General features: G+C 69.3%; 20 protein-coding genes. 12 read left to right on the forward strand and 8 right to left on the reverse strand.

Translation table 11 applies throughout. The features are described 5' to 3' along the window. Positions 1-64: 64 nt before the first annotated feature. The 5 genes from MTO99_RS18020 (at position 65) to MTO99_RS18040 (ending at position 5,170) form a co-directional block, all read left to right on the forward strand. Positions 65-640: an HhH-GPD-type base excision DNA repair protein gene (locus MTO99_RS18020; protein WP_243555557.1), complete on the forward strand. Its 576-nt coding sequence runs from the start codon at positions 65-67 to the stop codon at positions 638-640. A 122-nt stretch (positions 641-762) separates the two neighbouring features. Further along, complete coding sequence (locus tag MTO99_RS18025; protein WP_243555558.1) at positions 763-2,247, forward strand: sensor histidine kinase; 1,485 nt, start codon at positions 763-765, stop codon at positions 2,245-2,247. Next, positions 2,244-2,915, forward strand: a complete 672-nt coding sequence (locus tag MTO99_RS18030; RefSeq protein ID WP_243555559.1) for a response regulator — start codon at positions 2,244-2,246, stop codon at positions 2,913-2,915. The genes MTO99_RS18025 and MTO99_RS18030 overlap by 4 nt, the downstream gene beginning before the upstream one ends. Before the next feature lie 240 nt (positions 2,916-3,155). Continuing rightward, complete coding sequence (locus tag MTO99_RS18035) at positions 3,156-4,565, forward strand: acyltransferase family protein (RefSeq protein ID WP_243555560.1); 1,410 nt, start codon at positions 3,156-3,158, stop codon at positions 4,563-4,565. After that, positions 4,562-5,170, forward strand: a complete 609-nt coding sequence (locus MTO99_RS18040; RefSeq protein ID WP_243555561.1) for a hypothetical protein — start codon at positions 4,562-4,564, stop codon at positions 5,168-5,170. The genes MTO99_RS18035 and MTO99_RS18040 overlap by 4 nt, the downstream gene beginning before the upstream one ends. Here MTO99_RS18040 and MTO99_RS18045 read toward each other — a convergent pair. Beyond that, positions 5,154-5,648 (reverse strand): hypothetical protein, encoded by a 495-nt coding sequence (locus tag MTO99_RS18045; protein ID WP_243555562.1) that lies wholly within the window; start codon positions 5,646-5,648, stop codon positions 5,154-5,156. The genes MTO99_RS18040 and MTO99_RS18045 overlap by 17 nt on opposite strands. Positions 5,649-5,715: 67 nt before the next feature. Next, positions 5,716-6,537, reverse strand: a complete 822-nt coding sequence (locus MTO99_RS18050) for an alpha/beta fold hydrolase (protein ID WP_243555563.1) — start codon at positions 6,535-6,537, stop codon at positions 5,716-5,718. A 454-nt stretch (positions 6,538-6,991) separates the two neighbouring features. On the opposite strand from MTO99_RS18050, the gene nrdH reads away from it, so the two are divergent. The 5 genes from nrdH to MTO99_RS18075 all read left to right on the forward strand — a co-directional run bounded on the left by nrdH (position 6,992) and on the right by MTO99_RS18075 (position 11,761). Then, positions 6,992-7,225, forward strand: coding sequence for a glutaredoxin-like protein NrdH (gene nrdH, locus MTO99_RS18055; protein ID WP_243555564.1), 234 nt, complete (start codon positions 6,992-6,994; stop codon positions 7,223-7,225). Between the two features lie 176 nt (positions 7,226-7,401). Further along, complete coding sequence (nrdI, locus tag MTO99_RS18060) at positions 7,402-7,842, forward strand: class Ib ribonucleoside-diphosphate reductase assembly flavoprotein NrdI (protein WP_243555565.1); 441 nt, start codon at positions 7,402-7,404, stop codon at positions 7,840-7,842. 26 nt (positions 7,843-7,868) lie between these two features. Next, positions 7,869-9,974, forward strand: coding sequence for a class 1b ribonucleoside-diphosphate reductase subunit alpha (gene nrdE / locus MTO99_RS18065; RefSeq protein ID WP_243559183.1), 2,106 nt, complete (start codon positions 7,869-7,871; stop codon positions 9,972-9,974). Positions 9,975-10,035: 61 nt separating this feature from the next. Then, positions 10,036-11,058: a class 1b ribonucleoside-diphosphate reductase subunit beta gene (gene nrdF, locus MTO99_RS18070; protein WP_243555566.1), complete on the forward strand. Its 1,023-nt coding sequence runs from the start codon at positions 10,036-10,038 to the stop codon at positions 11,056-11,058. A gap of 184 nt (positions 11,059-11,242) precedes the next feature. Then, positions 11,243-11,761 (forward strand): helicase-related protein, encoded by a 519-nt coding sequence (locus MTO99_RS18075; RefSeq protein WP_243555567.1) that lies wholly within the window; start codon positions 11,243-11,245, stop codon positions 11,759-11,761. A 101-nt stretch (positions 11,762-11,862) separates the two neighbouring features. On the opposite strand, the gene MTO99_RS18080 is transcribed toward MTO99_RS18075, so the two are convergent. Continuing rightward, positions 11,863-12,594, reverse strand: a complete 732-nt coding sequence (locus tag MTO99_RS18080; RefSeq protein ID WP_243555568.1) for an NYN domain-containing protein — start codon at positions 12,592-12,594, stop codon at positions 11,863-11,865. Between the two features lie 52 nt (positions 12,595-12,646). Between MTO99_RS18080 and MTO99_RS18085 the strand changes: the two genes are divergently transcribed. After that, the gene (locus MTO99_RS18085; RefSeq protein ID WP_256461055.1) at positions 12,647-13,228 is read left to right on the forward strand and encodes an N-6 DNA methylase; all 582 of its coding nucleotides are present in this window, start codon (positions 12,647-12,649) and stop codon (positions 13,226-13,228) included. On the opposite strand, the gene MTO99_RS18090 is transcribed toward MTO99_RS18085, so the two are convergent. The 5 genes from MTO99_RS18090 to MTO99_RS18110 all read right to left on the reverse strand — a co-directional run bounded on the left by MTO99_RS18090 (position 13,218) and on the right by MTO99_RS18110 (position 17,596). Beyond that, complete coding sequence (locus tag MTO99_RS18090) at positions 13,218-13,463, reverse strand: YfbM family protein (RefSeq protein WP_243555570.1); 246 nt, start codon at positions 13,461-13,463, stop codon at positions 13,218-13,220. The two genes, MTO99_RS18085 and MTO99_RS18090, sit on opposite strands and share 11 nt — an antisense overlap. A gap of 372 nt (positions 13,464-13,835) precedes the next feature. After that, complete coding sequence (locus MTO99_RS18095; RefSeq protein ID WP_243555571.1) at positions 13,836-14,420, reverse strand: GTP-binding protein; 585 nt, start codon at positions 14,418-14,420, stop codon at positions 13,836-13,838. Between the two features lie 16 nt (positions 14,421-14,436). Next, positions 14,437-14,790: a DUF742 domain-containing protein gene (locus MTO99_RS18100; RefSeq protein WP_243555572.1), complete on the reverse strand. Its 354-nt coding sequence runs from the start codon at positions 14,788-14,790 to the stop codon at positions 14,437-14,439. 26 nt (positions 14,791-14,816) lie between these two features. Continuing rightward, positions 14,817-15,236 (reverse strand): roadblock/LC7 domain-containing protein, encoded by a 420-nt coding sequence (locus MTO99_RS18105; protein WP_243555573.1) that lies wholly within the window; start codon positions 15,234-15,236, stop codon positions 14,817-14,819. Then, the gene (locus tag MTO99_RS18110) at positions 15,221-17,596 is read right to left on the reverse strand and encodes a sensor histidine kinase (RefSeq protein ID WP_243555574.1); all 2,376 of its coding nucleotides are present in this window, start codon (positions 17,594-17,596) and stop codon (positions 15,221-15,223) included. Before MTO99_RS18110 ends, MTO99_RS18105 begins: the two co-directional genes overlap by 16 nt. A 384-nt stretch (positions 17,597-17,980) precedes the next feature. Between MTO99_RS18110 and MTO99_RS18115 the strand changes: the two genes are divergently transcribed. Continuing rightward, entirely contained in the window at positions 17,981-18,337 is a 357-nt protein-coding gene (locus MTO99_RS18115; RefSeq protein WP_243555575.1) for a hypothetical protein, read from the forward strand. Positions 18,338-18,363 lie beyond the last annotated feature (26 nt).

Here is an 18,363-nt window from a genome sequence, read left to right on the forward strand (position 1 = left end):
GTGGCCGAACACCACCATCACGCCACCCGGGTGGGTCGCCGGGCCCCGGTGGGAGGATGGGGGCATGGGACTGCATATCACCGGTGATACCGCTGCCGACGAGCTGCTGAGCGACGACGCGTTCGCGCTGCTCGTGGGCATGCTGCTCGACCAGCAGGTCGCGATGGAGACCGCGTTCGCCGGCCCGGCGAAGATCCGCGAGCGGCTCGGCGCCATCGACGCCGCGACCATCGCGGCGACCGATCCCGATCGGCTCGTCGAGGTGTTCCGGCAGACGCCGGCGGTGCACCGGTACCCCGGCTCGATGGCCGAGCGCGTGCAGGCGCTCGCCGCAGCCGTGCGCGACGACTGGGGCGGCGAGGCATCCGCGATCTGGACGCAGGGCGACCCGAGCGGAGCCGAGGTGCTGAAGCGGCTGAAGTCGCTGCCGGGCTTCGGCGACCAGAAAGCGCGCATCTTCCTCGCCCTGCTCGGCAAGCAGTGCGGACTGGATGCCCCGGGCTGGCGCGAAGCGGCGGGCGCCTACGGCGAGGAGGGGTCGTTCCGCTCGGTCGCCGACATCACGAGCCCCGAGTCGCTCGCGAAGGTGCGCGCCACCAAGCAGGCGGCGAAGCAGGCGGCCAAGGCCGCGAAGGGCTAGACGGATGCCTCGCCGGCGTGCCGTGCGCTCGCGGCGACCGGCGCAGGCGATACGACGGTAGGGGTCGAGGATGGCTCCGCAGGGGGATGCACCGCCGTGACCGGGCGGAGAGAGTGGGGGACATGATCGCCACCGTTGCGCCCGAGCCGTCCGACGCCCCCGAGCCGCCGCTGCCGCCCGCCGCCGCCGGGGGGCCGGCGCCGGCGCCCGGGGCCGCCGGAGAGCCGCCGCTGCCGCCCGCGGCACAACCCGCGCCCGCGGCCGAACCGTCGCGCTCGCCGGGGCGCGCCGAACCGTCGCCGCAGTCGAAGCGCGCCGCCCGGTCACCGCGCCGCCGCCTCATCGAGAGCGACGCGTGGCCCGGTGCCATCCTGCTGTGGTTCGTCACCGTGGCGGCCGCGGTGACGCTGTTCGCGGTCGGCGTGCCGATCGACGCGACGGTCTACGGGGTCCCCGTGGCGGCGGCGTTCGGGGTCGCACTGCTGCAGGCGGGCAGCCTGCCGCTGTCGTTGCGCTGGCCGTGGGCGGCGGTGGTCGCGTTCCTCGCGGGTCAGGTGCTGTTCGGCCTGCTCGGCGGCGCGAGCGCGGGCGCGCCGTGGCCGGTGGCCGTGCCGCAGATGGTGACGGCGTCGATGCTCGTGGGGCTCATCGCCTGGCAGGCGCGGGATCTCGCGGCGATCGTGCTCTGGGCAGGCGCGATCGTGGTGCCGCTGGGCGCCTCGTTCCTGCCCGATCGCGGGGCGACGCCCGACGGGGTGGTGGCGAACCTGGTCACGAGCGCGTCGGTGACCGCGGTCGTGCTCGGCCTCGGTCGCGCGGTCGCGGTCACCCGGCGGCGGTTCGCCGCGGCGATCGACGAGGAGCGTCGGGTCGGTGCCGCCGAGCACGAGCGTCGGCTCGTCGCCGAGGAGCGCACCCGCATCGCTCGAGAGCTGCATGATGTGGTCGCGCACCGGATGTCGATCATCCAGGTGCAGGCGACCAGCGCGCCGTACCGGCTGCCCGATCTCGATCCCGCCGCCGCCGCCGAGTTCGAGGAGCTCGCGGCGACGGCTCGCGCGGCGATGGCGGAGATGCGCGAACTGCTGACCGTGCTGCGCACGTCCGATGCCGAGGCCGAGACCTCGCCGCAGCCGGGCTTCGCCGAGCTGCCGACCCTCATCGCGAGTGTCGAACGCGCCGGGCTGCCGGTCACGGCGCACCTCGAGGACCGTCTGCGGGGCGAGCTGGTCGGCCAGATCGCGTATCGCATCGTGCAGGAGGCGCTCAGCAACGTGCTGCGGCACGCGCCCGGCGCGACCGCGACGGTCGACGTGCACCGCGAGCGGGGCGCGGTGATCGTGGACGTCGAGAACACCCCGCCGGATGCCTCGAGCTCGCGCCCGGGCGACGGCGGCGACGCCGACCGAGGTCACGGCCTGCGGGGCATGCGCGAGCGGGCGCGTCTCGTCGCCGGCGCGCTCGAGGCCGGCCCGACGGACGCGGGCGGCTTCCGGGTGTACGCGGTGCTGCCGGCGGTGCACTCGATCGGCGCGGCCGACGCACCGGTCGAGTCGCCCGCCGAGCCGACCGCCGAGCCGACCGCGGAGGCAGGAGAGACCCCGTGACGATCACCGTGCTCGTCGCCGACGATCAGGCGATGGTGCGCGCCGGTTTCGCCGCGGTGCTCGACGCCCAGGACGGCATCGAGGTCGTCGGCCAGGCCGTCGACGGCACCGAGGCGGTGCGCCTCGCGCGCGAGCTGCGGCCCGACGTCGTGGTGATGGACGTGCGGATGCCGGGCATGAACGGCATCGAGGCGACGGCGGCGCTGCAGACGCCGCCGCGCTCGAGCGACTACGTGCCGAAGGTGCTCATGCTCACCACGTTCGACATCGACGAGTACGTGCACGCGGCGCTGCGCGCGGGCGCGAGCGGGTTCCTGCTGAAGGACGCGCTGCCCGATGAGGTGGCGCGCGCCGTGCGGGTGGTCGCCGAGGGCGACGCGCTGCTCGCGCCGAGCGTCACGCGACGGCTCATCGAGGACGTCGCCCGGCGCGCGCCGGCTCCGGTCGTCGACGAGCACCTGCTCGCGCAGCTCACGGCGCGCGAACGCGAGGTGCTGGAGCTCGTCGCCCGCGGTCGGTCGAACCAGGAGATCGCGGCCGAGCTGTTCATCGCCGAGCAGACGGTGAAGACGCATGTGTCGAAGATCCTGCAGAAGCTGGGCCTGCGCGATCGGGTGCACGCCGTGGTGTTCGCCTACGACACGGGCCTCGTGCGCCCCGCGCGCTGAGCGCGCGGTCGACCCTGCCCTCGTTCGGACGCGTTTCGGCGGGTCTTCCCGCCGAAACGGGCCGAAACCCGTCCGAACGGTGGATGAGCGCGCGGGCGGGAGGCGGGAGGGTGCGTGCCGACGCGTCCGCGACCGTACCGCGGTAGGGGGCGACGACCGCTCCCGGGCGTGATGCGCCGCCCGGAACCGCGTTCCTAACCTGCCCGAGCGGGCGGAGACGCCGCCCGGGAGGAGCGCGACATGACCCTGACCGCTGACCGACCCGCCGCGGCGGCGGGTCCCGCCCCGGCGCCCGCTCCGGCGGCGCCCGCTCCAACGCCCGCCCCGACGCGCGACGGGGCGATCGACCTGGTGCGCGCAGCGTGCCTCGTCGTCGTGTTCGTGCTGCACGCCCTCATGGTCGGCGTGAGCATGGGGCCCGACGGCCCGGTGCTGGAGAACGCGCTCGAGGGGTGGGCGTGGTTCGCGCCCGCGACCTGGGTGGTGCAGATCATGCCGCTCTTCTTCGTGGTCGGCGGCTACGCCGGATGGACGTCGTGGCAGCGCACCCGCGCTCGCGGCGGCACGGCGACCGAGTTCGTGCGCGGCCGGATCGCACGGCTGGTGCGCCCGGCGATCGCGCTCATCGCGGTGGTCGGCGCGGCCCTCGCCGCCCTCGCGCTCGCGGGCGTCGCGCCCGACGTCGTCGCGACGGCATCCTTCCGGATCGGGCAGCCCCTCTGGTTCCTGGCGGTCTACCTCGCCTGCACGGCGCTCGTGCCGGCGATGGTGCGGCTGCACGAACGGATGCCCCGCGTTGCGCTCGCCGGCCTCGCGGTCGCGGTCGTCGCCGTCGACGTGCTTCGCGCGTCGACGGGCGTGGAAGCGGTCGGCTTCGCGAACCTGCTCTTCGTGTGGCTGCTCATGCAGCAGCTCGGCTTCCACCTCGCCGACGGATCCGTCGACCGGGTCGCGGCGCGGTCGCGGCGGTGGATCGCGGCGTCGGCGCTCGGGGCCCTGGCCCTGCTGACCCTCGCCGGGCCGTACTCGCCCGACCTGTTCGCGAACCTGAATCCGCCGACGCTCGTCCTCGTGGTGCTCGGCGTCGTGCAGCTCATGCTGTTCTCGCTGGCGCGCGCGGCGTTGCGGCGCTGGGCGGCCCGGCCCGTGCTCTCGCGGCTCGTCGCCCGGTTCGGGGAGTGGGGGATGACCCTCTACCTGTGGCATCTGCCGGCGTTCGTGGGTCTCGCCGCGATCCTGCTCGTGCTGCACGGCGTGGTCGGGTTCGGCCTGCCCGAGCCGCTGACTGCGGCGTGGTGGCAGACCCGGCCCCTCTGGCTGGTCACCGCGGCAGTCGTGACGGCCGGCCTCGTGCGCGTGTTCGCGCGATTCGAGCGGGGAAGCAGGGTGCGGCGCCCGTCATGGATGCCTCACCTGCCCGCCGGGGCGGCGGTGGTCGCCGGCATCCTGGGAGTCGGGATGGCGCTCGTCGTCGGGTTCGCGCCGGCGCCGGCGATCGCCGCCCTCGGTCTGCTCGGCGTCGCCCTCGTCGGATCCGCGGAGCGGGCGGGTCGGCCGGGGACTGCCATCATGGACGGATGCGCCCTGGCTCCCGTCGGCGGCCGGCCCCGCCGGTCGGCGCCGCCCGTTCGCGTCGAGCGCGGTTCGTGACCGCCGCCGCCGTGGTCGCCGTCGTCGCGCCCGCGCTCGCCGGATGCGTCGTCGGGTTCGGCGGCGATCCTCCCACCGCGACGACGTCGACGGATGCCCCGCCCGATCCCGGCGCGCCGGCCACGCTCACCGCCCTCCAGGCGGGAGCCGAGCTGGACTGGGATCTGACGGCGCCGGTTCTGGCCGCTGCGATCGGCGCGGAGGAGGGCATGACGGTGGTGCCGCTCGATCGGTCGATCGACGTGGCGATCACCCTGCCGGCCGGGGTCTGGCACTCGACCGCCGACGAGATGACGATCGAGGTGGCGGCCGGCCGGCTCACCCGCCTGAACCTGTTCGCGACCGAGTCGGGCGGCGAGGCATCCGAGGCCCGGCTGCTCGCCGATGCGCCGGTGCTCGGTCTCGACGAGGCTCGCATCGAGACGTGGGCGGAGGACGAGCTGCCCGCGGCCCTGGCGCCCGAACGCGCCGGCGGGGTGCGCGACCGCACCGGGTTCAACGGCGCATCCGGCGAGGTGACGACCTCGGTGCAGGTCAGCCTCGAGCCGGGGCCGGGGGGCGACGAGGCGATCCGTTTCTGGTACCTGCTCAGCCCGCCCGGCTGAGCGCGGCGCGCTCCGCCTTGCGTCGGCGGATCGCGCCGATGCCGAACATCCACACGACGAGGGTCGGCACGATGCCCAGCAGCACCGCCATCGACGTATCGCGGACGAACACGTGGACCTCTGCGCCGGCCACGAGGGGCGCATCCGGTCGGGTCGGATCGATCCGCACTTCGACGGTTCCGCCCGTGACGTACTGTTCGGGGCAGGCGAGCCAGGCGACGCCGGCGTTCTCGCGGTGCGCGATCCCGCCGGTCGTGTAGTCCAGGGTGAGCACGCACGTGTCGATCGCGCGCGAGCCGCCGCCGACGTACTGCGCGACGATGGTCGCGGTGGTGCGTTCGGTGTAGCCGAACGCCATGGCGAGCCCGCCCACCACGGTGAGCAGCGAGATCAGCGCGGTGACCGACATCGCGACGATCCAGGCGGCGACCTGTCCGCCGCCGACCGGCTTCGGCGGGTTGCGGCGTTCGCGGGGCATCCGTCGAGTGTATTGGCGTTGCCCGACGCGAGTGCGCGTCGCGATGCCGGCTCGCGGCGCGGTCGCGCTACCGCGCGCCGTCGACGAGGAATCCGGCGATCGCGAGCGCGAGCACCCTCGGTTCCCAGCGGTGATCGGATGCCTCGATCACGCGCTGCTCGGCGTGCGAGAGGTTCGCGACCATCGAGTCGGCCGCGTCGCGCATGATCGGGAACGCCTCGGATCCGACGAGCGCGAGCACCGGCTGCGCGATGCCGGCCCAGAGCGCGCTGCGCGCGGTCGATTGGGTCCAGGCGAGCGCTTCGAGGTCGGGCACGAGGCTCGGGCCGATCGAGCGGGCGCGCTCCCACTCGGGGCTGTTCCGCAGGTGCTCGAGCCACTCGGGCGGCATGCCCGACATGAACTGCGCGATGCCGGCCTCGCTGCCGCCCTCGTCGAGTGCCGTGCGCAGCGCGGCGAGCTCCTCGGCGGCGTTCGTACCGAGCTCCTCGCCGAGCGGGACCTCGAACACCACGATCCGCGAGATCGGCAGACCCGCGGCGGCGGCCGCGATCGCGATCGCCCCACCCGACGAGTTGCCGAAGAGCGCGACCGCGTCGTCGGCGCCCTCGGTGAGCTCGCCGATGACCGCGGCCAGATCGTCGAGCGTCTGCGCGAGCGTGATGGGTGGGTCGGCGGGGCTGTCGCCGCGACCCCGGCGGTCGTACTCGACGACCTCGAAGCCGTGCGAGGCGAGGTGCCGGGCGAGTTCGGCCGTCGGCGAACCGGGCGCGCGGTACTGCATCGCGCCGCCGATGAGCACCACCGGAGGGCCGGCGCCCTCGCGATCGAACGCGATGCGCGTGCCGTCGGCACTGGTCGCGAAGTTCGTCGTCGCTGCCTCGGCCATCGTCGCCCCCGATCGTGCCCGCCCGGGTTCCAGCGTAGGGCGATCGGATGCTCCGCGGCAGCCCTCGCGGCGACACGCGACGCCCGCCCGGGCGATGTCGGCGGGTGGTGGCAGCATTGGCGGCACAACACCATATGTAGGGTTCGGGCCCGCGGGGTTCCCCAGATGTCGTGCACGCGACACGCCGAGGCATCCGTCCACAGCAGATCGATTCCACGAATCATCCCACTGTGGATAACCCAGGGGCCGGGCGCACGAATCCGCGGATCACCGGGGCATCCGTCTGGGGATGAACGGTGGAGAACGCGGTGGAAAACTACAGGAATGTAACTACAGCATCTTGGGGTCGTTCCATCCGCCGAACACAAGATGTAGTATTGAAGAGCGGCAAACGCCGCAGCACCACCGGGGGATTTCGGCTCCTCCAGGAGCCATGAGAACGACGAGGGGAACCATGACGGTCACGGTCTACACCAAGCCTTCCTGCGTGCAGTGCAATGCCACCTACCGGGCCCTCGACAGCAAGGGCATCGAGTACGAGGTGGTCGACCTCACGGTCGAAGAGACCGCGCTCGCGCAGGTGAAAGAGCTCGGGTATCAGCAGGCTCCGGTGGTCATCACCGACGAAGACCACTGGTCGGGCTTCCGCCCCGACAAGATCGCCGAGCTGGCCTCGCGCTTGGCGTAGGGTCCCCGAGCTCGTCGAACTGAGCTCCCTGAGCTCGTCGAAGGGGTCTCGCTTCGACAGGCTCAGCGGGCTTCGACAGGCTCAGCGGGCTTCGACAGGCTCAGCGGGCTTCGACAGGCTCAGCGGGCTTCGACAGGCTCAGCGGGCTTCGACAGGCTCAGCGACCGGGAGTCATCATGACGGATCTCGTCTACTTCTCGAGCGTCTCGGAGAACACGCAGCGGTTCATCGAGAAGCTCGGTCGGCCTGCGCTGCGCATCCCGCTCTACGCGAAGGATGAGCCGCTCGTCGTGCACGAGCCCTACGTGCTGCTGCTGCCGACCTACGGCGGGGGCGACGGCAAGGGTGCGGTGCCGAAGCAGGTCATCCGGTTCCTCAACGACCCAGACAACCGCAAGCTCATCCGCGGCGTGATCAGCGCGGGCAACACCAACTTCGGCAGCGCCTACGGCCTGGCCGGCGACATCGTCGCCGCCAAGACCGGCGTTCCCCACCTGTACAGATTCGAACTCTTCGGAACACCAGACGACGTTCGCGCCGTCGATGAGGGATTGGACGCATTTTGGCTACGACAGGCACAGCGGTCTCGACACGCGCAACCGACGGCCTCGCGGTGATCGACGCACCGCGCATCTCGAGTGGCATGGACTACCACTCGCTGAACGCGATGCTGAACCTCTACGACGCCGACGGCAAGATCCAGTTCGACAAAGACAAAGAGGCTGCGCGCGAGTACTTCCTCCAGCACGTCAACCAGAACACGGTCTTCTTCCACTCGCTGAAGGAGCGCCTCGACTACCTCGTCGAGAAGGAGTACTACGAGCCCCAGGTGCTCGAGCAGTACTCGTTCGACTTCATCCAGCAGCTCAACGATCTCGCGTACTCGAAGAAGTTCCGCTTCGAGACGTTCCTCGGCGCGTTCAAGTACTACACGAGCTACACGCTGAAGACGTTCGACGGCAAGCGGTACCTCGAGCGGTTCGAAGACCGGGTCGTGATGACCGCGCTCGGGCTCGCGCAGGGCGATGAGCAGCTCGCGACCGCCCTGGTGGAAGAGATCATCGCCGGGCGCTTCCAGCCCGCGACCCCGACGTTCCTCAACACGGGCAAGGCGCAGCGTGGCGAACTCGTCTCGTGCTTCCTGCTGCGCATCGAAGACAACATGGAGTCGATCGCGCGCGGCATCAACTCGGCGCTGCAGCTCTCCAAGCGCGGCGGCGGCGTGGCGCTGCTGCTGTCGAACATCCGCGAGTCGGGCGCGCCGATCAAGCAGATCGAGAACCAGTCGAGCGGCATCATCCCCGTGATGAAGCTGCTGGAGGACTCGTTCAGCTACGCCAACCAGCTCGGCGCGCGTCAGGGCGCCGGCGCCGTGTACCTGTCGGCGCACCACCCCGACATCATGCGGTTCCTCGACACCAAGCGCGAGAACGCCGACGAGAAGATCCGCATCAAGACGCTCTCGCTCGGCGTCGTCGTGCCCGACATCACGTTCGAGCTCGCGAAGAACAACGAGGACATGTACCTCTTCAGCCCGTACGACGTCGAGCGCGTCTACGGCAAGCCGTTCGGCGACGTGCCGATCACCGAGCACTACCGCGACATGGTGAACGACGCGCGCATCAAGAAGACGAAGATCAACGCGCGCGAGTTCTTCCAGACCCTCGCCGAGATCCAGTTCGAGAGCGGATACCCGTACATCGTGTTCGAGGACACGGTGAACAAGGCGAACCCGATCAAGGGCCGCATCAACATGTCGAACCTGTGCAGCGAGATCCTGCAGGTCAACACCCCGACGACCTACAACGAAGACCTCAGCTACCAGCAGATCGGCAAGGACATCAGCTGCAACCTGGGCTCGCTGAACATCGCGCTCACGATGGACGGCCCCGACTTCGGCCAGACCGTCGAGACCGCGATCCGCGGCCTCACCGCGGTGTCGAACATGTCGCACATCGCATCGGTGCGGTCGATCGAAGACGGCAACGACAAGTCGCACGCCATCGGCCTCGGCCAGATGAACCTGCACGGTTACCTCGCCCGCGAGCGCATCTTCTACGGCAGCGACGAGGGCGTCGACTTCACGAACATCTACTTCTACACGGTGCTGTTCCACGCGCTGCGCGCGTCGAACAAGATCGCGATCGAGCGCGGCGAGACCTTCGAAGGCTTCGAGGACTCGAAGTACGCGTCGGGCGAGTTCTTCCGCAAGTACACCGACCAGGAGTGGGTGCCGGCGACCGAGCGCGTGGCGCAGCTGTTCGAGGCATCCGGCGTGCACATCCCGACGCAGGAGGACTGGCGCGAGCTCGAGGCATCCGTCAAGGAGCACGGCATCTACAACCAGAACCTGCAGGCCGTGCCGCCCACCGGATCGATCTCGTACATCAACAACTCGACCGCGTCGATCCACCCGATCGCCTCGAAGATCGAGATCCGCAAGGAAGGCAAGCTCGGCCGCGTCTACTACCCGGCGGCGTTCATGACGAACGACAACCTGGAGTACTACCAGGACGCGTACGAGATCGGCTACGAGAAGGTCATCGACACCTACGCGGCGGCGACGCAGCACGTCGACCAGGGCCTCTCGCTCACGCTCTTCTTCAAGGACACGGCGACGACGCGCGACATCAACAAGGCCCAGATCTACGCGTGGAAGAAGGGCATCAAGACCATCTACTACATCCGCCTGCGGCAGATGGCGCTCGAGGGCACCGAGCTGGATCTCTGCGTCAGCTGCACGCTGTGACCCCGACCGCTCGCTGAGCTCGTCGAAGCGAATCCACGAGACATCCGTAGAAGGAACTGACATGACTCTCACCGATCCGGTCAACTCGGCCACGAACGACCCCGCGCACACGGGCGGCAAGCTGAAGCTGGTCGACCACGTCAACGCCATCAACTGGAACCGTATCCAGGACGACAAGGACCTCGAGGTCTGGAACCGCCTGGTCGGCAACTTCTGGCTGCCCGAGAAGGTGCCGCTGTCGAACGACGTGCAGTCGTGGAACACGCTGACCCCTGACGAGCAGACGCTCACCATGCGGGTGTTCACCGGGCTCACGCTGCTGGACACCATCCAGGGCACGGTCGGCGCGGTCTCGCTCATCCCCGACTCGCTCACCCCGCACGAAGAGGCGGTGTACACGAACATCGCGTTCATGGAGTCGGTGCACGCGAAGAGCTACTCGTCGATCTTCTCGACGCTGTGCTCGACGAAGGAGATCGACGACGCGTTCCGCTGGAGCGTCGAGAACGAGAACCTGCAGCGCAAGGCCGAGATCGTCATGGAGTACTACCGCGGCGACGAGCCCCTGAAGCGCAAGGTCGCCTCGACGCTGCTCGAGTCGTTCCTGTTCTACTCGGGCTTCTACCTGCCCATGTACTGGTCGTCGCGAGCCAAGCTGACCAACACGGCCGACCTTATCCGCCTCATCATCCGCGACGAGGCCGTGCACGGGTACTACATCGGCTACAAGTTCCAGAAGGGTCTCGAGCTCGTCGACCAGGCCAAGCGCGACGAGCTGAAGGACTACACCTTCTCGCTGCTGTACGAGCTCTACGACAACGAGGTGCAGTACACGCAGGACCTCTACGACGGCGTCGGCCTCACCGAGGACGTCAAGAAGTTCCTGCACTACAACGCGAACAAGGCCCTCATGAACCTCGGCTACGAGCCGATGTTCCCGAAGACCGTCACCGACGTGAACCCCGCGATCCTCTCGGCGCTCTCGCCGAATGCCGACGAGAACCACGACTTCTTCTCGGGGTCGGGCTCGTCGTACGTGATCGGCAAGGCGGTCAACACCGAGGACGAGGACTGGGACTTCTAGGAGTCCACTGACGGTCCTCGCCCGACAGGGCTGAGTCCCCACCCGGGTCACGTAGTTGCCGGGTGTGACTTCATCCACGCACCCTGCGGCATCTCCCCAACGCGCGAACGCGCGCGACCGCGGAGTCATCCGATGAGGTAGACCATTCCACGGCCGTCGCGTGCGAGCGATTCGACGAACTCCTGTGCCTGCCTCAGATAGTCGAGTACGTAGCGGAGGTCGTCGTCACCGTCCGCTCCGTGCGGGCGGCGCCAGTCGACCGCCCAGGCGCGCACACGGGATTCGTCGTCTGCTCGCCGCGGGGATCGCCGCGCGGACGGATGTCGCGGTGCTGCGACTCCACGGCAGACTCGCCCCCGCGGAACGGAAGGCGGCTCGGTCGTGCCTCGCAGAACTCGAGGCATCCGGCGAACCGTTCATCCTGATCGCCATCGACAAGATCGCCGGCGAAGGCATCGATCTCCCCGTGCTCGACACGCTGTTCCTCGCCGTTCCGGTGTCGTTCAAGGGACGGGTGATCCAACAGGTCGGTCGCGTCACGCGCGGCGACGAGGGTGGGATGCCTGCTGTCGTACACGACTTCCGCGACCTGAACGTGCCTTTGCTCGGACGGATGCACAGCCGACGCAGACGCGTGCTCGGCAAGGAGGGATTCGGGGTTCGAAGCGAGCGTGCGCCGATCGTCGATTTGCCCAGTGAGTGAGGGGCTCGGCACGTCGGTTCACAGGCCCGGGGCAAAGAAAAAACTCGGCCCCAGAGGGGCCGAGTGGTATGTCTCAAGGCTAGCAGACGCCGAAGGGCGGATTACCAGCCTACGGGCCGAGTGATCCGGTCGATCGCTGCGGGGAGCTGCGCCGACTTGAGGTCGTCCGCGGTGAGTTGGTACCACCAGTGCGATCCGACGCCGTCGGCGACGCTTCCGCCGAGCTTGCCGGCCCGGTAGCCCTTCGTCGGGTTCACGAGTCCGACCGGCACTCGCTTTCGCGCTTCGGCGACCGGGAATGCGAGGTCGCTGTCGTTGCTGATGACGATCGCTGCATCGACGCGTCCTTCGAGCACGTCGAGCAGCAGATGGGAGGCGACGTTCACGTCGGAACCCTTCTCCTCCCGGCGGGCGACCGAGGCCATGAACACCGCGCCGGAGTTGGAGGTGCCGTCGTCGTTCTGCACCATCAACGGCCAGGCCGGATGGGCCAGCACCGGTCGCGACTTCGCGTCGGCTGTTGCGAGCGGCGCCGTCCCTACCCTGGTCACGTAGTTGCCGAGTGCGACCTCGTCCACGCTCCCCGCGGCTCGCAGCGCCCGAATGTAGACGTCCTGGTCGCGCTGGCCGCTCTGATTCGAGGCGCCGCTGATGCGGGCCGTGCAGTACACGACTCGGTCGACTTCGGCGTCAGTCCAACTCGATTGCCGGGCGATGAGTCCTCTGGCGAGTAGGCGAAGATCCAGCCAGCGCCATCCGGGAGTCGATCGCCCGCACAACCCGCGAGCGCCGTAGTAGAGGTTGAACCCGTCGATGTAGACGCCGACTCGCATCCGCCCATTCTGCCGTGCCCGGTCGGCTGGCGAGACCGGTGTAGGGCTGGGAATCGGCCAACCACGACACGACAACAACTACGTCGACGCGGTCATCCAGTTGCCGCCCGACCTGTTCTTCGGCGCGACGATCGCGAACTGCATCATCGTGCTGGAGAAGTCGAAGGCCGACGATGCGGGGTTGTTCATCGACGCATCCGCTCAGTTCCAGAGGTTCGGCAACAAGAAGAAGCTGACGGATGCTTCGCAGCAGACGATCCTCGACGCCTTCGCCGCTCGGGAAGATGCCGACCACTTCGCGAAGTTGGTGTCGAACGAGGACCTTGCGGCGAACGGCTACAACATCGCCGTCTCGTCGTACGTCGAGCAGGAGGACACCCGCGAGACGATCGACATCGTCGAACTGAACGCCGAGATCGCCCGGATGGTGATGGGCTGGTCTCGCTCGAACTGCGCGCAGAGGGCGAGACGGTGTGGGCCTCGCGGGCGCAGATCGAGGGACTCTTCGGCATCGACCGATCCGGCGTCTCGCGGCACATCCGCAACGTCTTCCGCGATGAAGAGGTCGAGGCCGAGAGCAATATGCGGAAAGTGCATATTGCCGCACGCGCGCAACCGCGGAGTCATCCGATGAGGTAGACCATTCCACGGCCGTCGCGTGCGAGCGATTCGACGAACTCCTGTGCCTGCCTCAGATAGTCGAGCACGTAGCGGAGGTCGTCGTCACCGTCCGCTCCGTGCGGGCGGCGCCAGTCGACCGCCCAGGCGCGCACACGGGATTCGTCGATCGCGCACAGAGCATCACGGATGACCGGCACTTCCTCCGGGCGGATCGTCCTCACCCACGAGTCCCAACCCAGCTCGTGCATCGTGACGTTCCCCTCGAACATGCGGTAGGCCGTTCCGGCTGCAGTGAGCCTGCTTCGTGAGACTCGGGTCGAAGGCGTATGCGTAGTAGCGGATTCCCATTCGGCGAGTATCTCGGCCCAGATGGAGTTCTGATCGCGGCATCCGAGGAGTTGGGGGGCAACGCAAACGGTCCTCCGATTGTGGAGGGGAACTGGCCCGCAGATTCGGGCCGAGTGGAGTGGATTCCATCTGGGCCAACGGAATCTGCATCCCCTGCCGAGACTCGACTCCGACATCCTGAGCTCGCGGATCGCCGTCGGAATCGCGCGATCGACGGCAAGCGTCGCCGGGGTGCCATCCGGTCTCCCGAGGCACCGCTCCACCCGTTCGCGCTACGCCCTCCCAGGTGCCACGGTGCCGATGTGCGACAGGACGTGCTCGACGAGGCTGATCAGGGTCGCCTTGGTCGATTCCCGATCGCGGGCGTCGCACGCGACGATGGGCACCTCGGGCCGCAGCGAAAGCGCCTCGCGAATCTGATCGGCCGTGTAGTTCTGGTCGGCTCCGAACACGTTGTGGGCGACGATGAACGGCGTATTGCGAGACTCGAAGTAGTCGATCGCGGCGAACGAGTCGGCCAGGCGGCGCGTGTCGATCAGCACCACGGCGCCGATCGCACCCTGCGTCAGGTCGTCCCACATGAACCAGAAGCGGTCCTGACCGGGAGTGCCGAACAGGTAGAGGATCAGGTCCGAGTCCAGCGAGATGCGACCGAAGTCCATCGCGACCGTGGTCGTGGTCTTGTCGGGCACCGCGGAGAGGTCGTCGACGCCGAGGCTCGCCGACGTCATCACCGCTTCGGTGGTGAGCGGGTCGATCTCGGAAACCGAGCCGACGAGGGTCGTCTTGCCCACGCCGAATCCTCCGGCGATGACGATCTTCGCCGAAATGGTCGCCTGGCTGGTGTCGGTGCTCACGAGCTCTGCTTTCTCCTCACAGTTTGCGCAGCCCGCTGAGCACCCGCTCCAGGAGCGTCGCGTCAGGGGCGGAATCGGATTCTGTCTGCACGTGCACGCTCACGACGCCACGATCGACGAGGTCGCCGATGAGGATCCGCGCGACGCCGAGCGGGATGCGTACGAGCGCGGCGACTTCGGCGACCGAGCGGCTCTGGCGGCACAGATCGATGATCGACCGCTCCTCGGGCGAGAGACCTGAGTCATCGAGCACCGGGAGGTGCGTGCGGACGAGCGCTTCCAGCGGGTAGTCACGCGTGGGCGCGGTGCGTCCGCGGGTCAGCGCGTAGGGTCTGACCAGTTGCGATGGACCGGGGTCGGGGGTACTCACGATGGTTCCTCAGACAACGGTGCCGGTCAGAAGGCGGACCGGGCCGCGGTCCGGATCTCGGGCGTCAGCGCGGTCGCGACGCGGGCGATCAGCAGCTGCATCTGGTAGCCCACCTGGCCCAGATCGCACTGCGGGGCGGCCAACGCCGCAAGGCTCGACCCCTCGCCGACCGACATCACCACGAGGTATCCGCCGTCCATCTCGACGACCATCTGATGGACCTGGCCGGCGCCGAGCGCGCGCGCGGCGCCCTGCGTGAGACTGGTCAGCCCCGAGGTGATCGCGGCGAGCTGGTCGGCCCGGTCGGGGGGGAAGCCGGCGGAACGGGCCATCGGGAGTCCGTCGGCCGACACCAGGATGGCGTGGGCGACGTCGGGTGTGCGCTGAGTCAGGCTGTCGACCAGCCAATCGAGGTTCGCCGGAGCGGTCGTCACTCGTCTTCCCATCTCTCGAATCGGAACGCATCGGTCGCCGCGCCGCCCCGCGCGCGGCTCACCCCGCGCTGGAAGCTCGACAGAGCGCCGCTGCGGCGCTCGTCGACCGTGATGGTCGGGGGTTGCGGACTCGGCTGCCGGGCCACCGGGGCCGCGCCCGGCACGAGGTTCTGCCCGGGCACGCGCTTGGGAAGCCCGCCGGCGGTCACGAGTTCGGGCTCCCGTGGGCGCTGAGCCACCTCTGCCGCGCGCTTCCAGCCGTCGTCGCCCGGCGAGGACCAGCTCGACGAGGGGGCGGGCACGGCAGTGGACGGGTCGTGCTGGCTGCTCGCCTCTTGGCCGGAGGTGACCAGCGGCATCCGACGGTTGAACCACTCGGACTGCAGTGCGGCGAAGATCGGCGTCTCCTCGAACTCCTCGAAGGTGGAACCAGGCTGTGCGGACGCGATCTCGGGCGGAGCCGGATCGGGCGCGGCGAACGCGGGGGCGGGGGCGTCCGCGGCCTCCGCGGTCGCCGACGAGACGATCGGAATCGGCTTCGTGCCGTGCACCGCCAGAGCGGTCAGCGGAACCTCGACGCGAGCGACGACTCCGTTCGGCAGGCCGGTCCGCAGCGCGACCGACATGCGGTGGCGATCCGCGAGGCGGGCGGTCACGACCAGGCCCATCATGCGTGCGACGTCCGCGTCGAGCCCTCCGGTGGTCTGCAGCTTGGTGTTGGCCGCGAACAGCTCGTCGGGGGTCATCCCGATGCCGAGGTCCTGGATCTCGATGATCAGCGGCGCGTCCACCGTGCGCGGCAGCGTGCGGACCACGACCGGAGAGTCGGGCGGCGAGAAGTTCGCCGCGTTCTCGATCAGCTCGGCGAGCAGGTGGACCAGGTCGCCGGCGACGGCGCCGCGCAGCTCGGCCAGCTCGGACGAGTCGATCTCGACGCGGGCGAACTGCTCGATCTCGGACGAAGCGGCACGCAGGACGTCGAGCACCCGCACGTTGCCGCGTGCCGACTGACCGGTGTCACCGCCGGCCAGGACCAGCAGGCTCTCGTCGTTGCGCCGCATGCGGGTGGCCAGATTGTCGAGCTGGAACAGGTTCGCGAGCTGCTCCGGATCCTGTTCGCTCGCCTCGAGGTCGTCGATCAGCCGCAACTGCCGCTCCACCAGGTTCTGGCTGCGGCGTGAGAGGTTGACGAACATCCGGTTGACGTTCGCGCGCATCAGGGCCTGCTCACCGGCCAGGCGCACCGCCTCGGCGTGGATCTCGTCGAAGGCTTCGGCCACTTCGCCGATCTCATCGTGCCGACCGACGGGGATCGGCTCGACCGAGGTGTCGACCTCGCCGTCGCCGCTCTCGATCCGCCGGACGCGTTCCGGCAGTGTCTCGTGGGCGATCTTCAGCGCAGCCTGACGGAGGGCGACCAGCGGCGTCAGGATCGACCGGGACGCGAGCACCGTGAGCGCGAACGCGACGAGCAGCACCAGCAGGACGACCCCCGCGGTCAGGTACGCGGTCAGCTGGGCCGACTGCCTGAGGTCGCTGACATCGGCCGCGAGGTCATCGGCGGCCTGGACGATCACCGCCTCCATCTCGCCGACGAAGTCGGAGTACAGCTTCAGCCACTCTTCGATGGTGACATCGACACCCTCCAATCCGCCGGCCTGGAGCATCTGATCCATCACGTGCAGCGGAGTCATCTGGGACCCGCGGCCGCGGTCGGTGAGGGTCTCGAACTGCTCGGCCGCCACCGGGGAGCTCCCCGCGATGAACTCTTCGCTCGCGCGATCCCACACGCCCTGGTCGGCGGCGAGCTGGATCAGCCCTTGCGCGTCGAGTTGACCGGTCGTGAGCGCCTCGGCGACCACCACGCGCAGCGATCCCAGCACCTCGGAGGCCGTCCGGACCTCGGCGAGCGCGTCGGCCTGCCGATAGATCGACGGATCGTCGAGCGCCGGAAGCCGCGCGCCGAGGCCGAGCAACGTGTTGATCATCTCCGTGTACGTCCCGGCCGCACCATTCCGGGTCCTCGGCTCGTCGATGTCGGTCCGGACGGCGTCGAGGTGAGTCAGCAGGCCGCCCACCCAATCCAGGTCGTCGTGGAGGGCTTGATCCTGGGAGTCGTCGACCGCGGCGGCGCTGTCGCGCCAACTCTCGATCGCTCGATCGGTGGCGACCCTGATGCCCTCGCGAGCCGAACCCGAGATCCCGGTGTTCGCGGAATCCCGCTCCACGGTGAGACGAATCGCGAGGCGGAAGCTGTCGGGGAGGATGTTCGCGAGACTCTCGGCGCGCGACGCTGCTTGGCTCTCGGCGACGGCGGCCTCCACACGAAGTGCGCCCAACGCGAGGGCGGCGACCATGGGGATGAGGAGCACGCCGATCAGGCGCGGTCGGATTCCCCTCCACCAGGTGCGTTGAGCGGCGGGTCCGCTCGACGGCTCGGCCATATGTCCCTCCCGGCGATGACCCGTGACCGTGGAGTGATCGGCACTTCGGGAGCGATGCAGCGGTCTCGCCTAATAGCCGTCAGTCGAACATCGGGGGAGATGCCTTCGGCAAGGCCGCGTTGCGACTCTGGTCCTGACGGTTGAAAGGGATGATAGCTCACGTCGGCCGACGACCCAATCCATGTTTCGGCGTCAGTGCGCGCCCCGACGGAAGAAGGTGCGCGCCAGGTTGCTCGTCCAGAGGCTCGTGGCTGTCGCCTCGCCGGGCTTCCTCCTCGCTTCGATCGCTTCGGTGCGGCTAGGGTGCAGGGCATGGTCGCCACGGCATCGAAGAATCCGAGCGCACAGGTTTCCGGATGGGTCGGAGCCGCGATCGCACTCGGGATCGCGGCGGTCGCGCTCGTGTGGATCTGGGGCATGGCCCTGCCGGTCACACCCCCCGGCACGGTGTGCGCGGCGATCCACCCGCCCACGGCAGGATGCGCGGGCGACGCGCGACTCGCGCCGGCGGCCGTGTGGACGGTGCTGCTCGCCGGTGCCGTCGCGGCCGCGTTCTTCCTGGGCCGGCGAGGTTGGTGGGGCGTGCTGGTCGGCGCCGTCATCGCGGGCGGGGTCGGTGTCGCCGGGTACTTCGCCACCTGGAGCATGAACGTCTTCCTGGTCGTGTAGGCCGAGCCCGCCGCGCCGCCTGCTGA

It is taken from the genome of Agromyces larvae (assembly GCF_022811705.1).
In the GTDB taxonomy this organism is placed as follows: Bacteria; Actinomycetota; Actinomycetes; order Actinomycetales; family Microbacteriaceae; genus Agromyces; species Agromyces larvae.

Coding starts and splice junctions, on each gene's coding strand:
- MTO99_RS18020 (WP_243555557.1), top strand. CDS start 65: ATGGGACTGCATATCACCGGTGATACCGCTGCCGACGAGCTGCTGAGC.
- MTO99_RS18025 (WP_243555558.1), top strand. CDS start 763: ATGATCGCCACCGTTGCGCCCGAGCCGTCCGACGCCCCCGAGCCGCCG.
- MTO99_RS18035 (WP_243555560.1), top strand. CDS start 3,156: ATGACCCTGACCGCTGACCGACCCGCCGCGGCGGCGGGTCCCGCCCCG.
- MTO99_RS18045 (WP_243555562.1), bottom strand. CDS start 5,648: ATGCCCCGCGAACGCCGCAACCCGCCGAAGCCGGTCGGCGGCGGACAG.
- MTO99_RS18050 (WP_243555563.1), bottom strand. CDS start 6,537: ATGGCCGAGGCAGCGACGACGAACTTCGCGACCAGTGCCGACGGCACG.
- nrdH (WP_243555564.1), top strand. CDS start 6,992: ATGACGGTCACGGTCTACACCAAGCCTTCCTGCGTGCAGTGCAATGCC.
- nrdI (WP_243555565.1), top strand. CDS start 7,402: ATGACGGATCTCGTCTACTTCTCGAGCGTCTCGGAGAACACGCAGCGG.
- nrdE (WP_243559183.1), top strand. CDS start 7,869: ATGGACTACCACTCGCTGAACGCGATGCTGAACCTCTACGACGCCGAC.
- nrdF (WP_243555566.1), top strand. CDS start 10,036: ATGACTCTCACCGATCCGGTCAACTCGGCCACGAACGACCCCGCGCAC.
- MTO99_RS18080 (WP_243555568.1), bottom strand. CDS start 12,594: ATGCGAGTCGGCGTCTACATCGACGGGTTCAACCTCTACTACGGCGCT.
- MTO99_RS18090 (WP_243555570.1), bottom strand. CDS start 13,463: ATGCACGAGCTGGGTTGGGACTCGTGGGTGAGGACGATCCGCCCGGAG.
- MTO99_RS18105 (WP_243555573.1), bottom strand. CDS start 15,236: ATGGGAAGACGAGTGACGACCGCTCCGGCGAACCTCGATTGGCTGGTC.
- MTO99_RS18115 (WP_243555575.1), top strand. CDS start 17,981: ATGGTCGCCACGGCATCGAAGAATCCGAGCGCACAGGTTTCCGGATGG.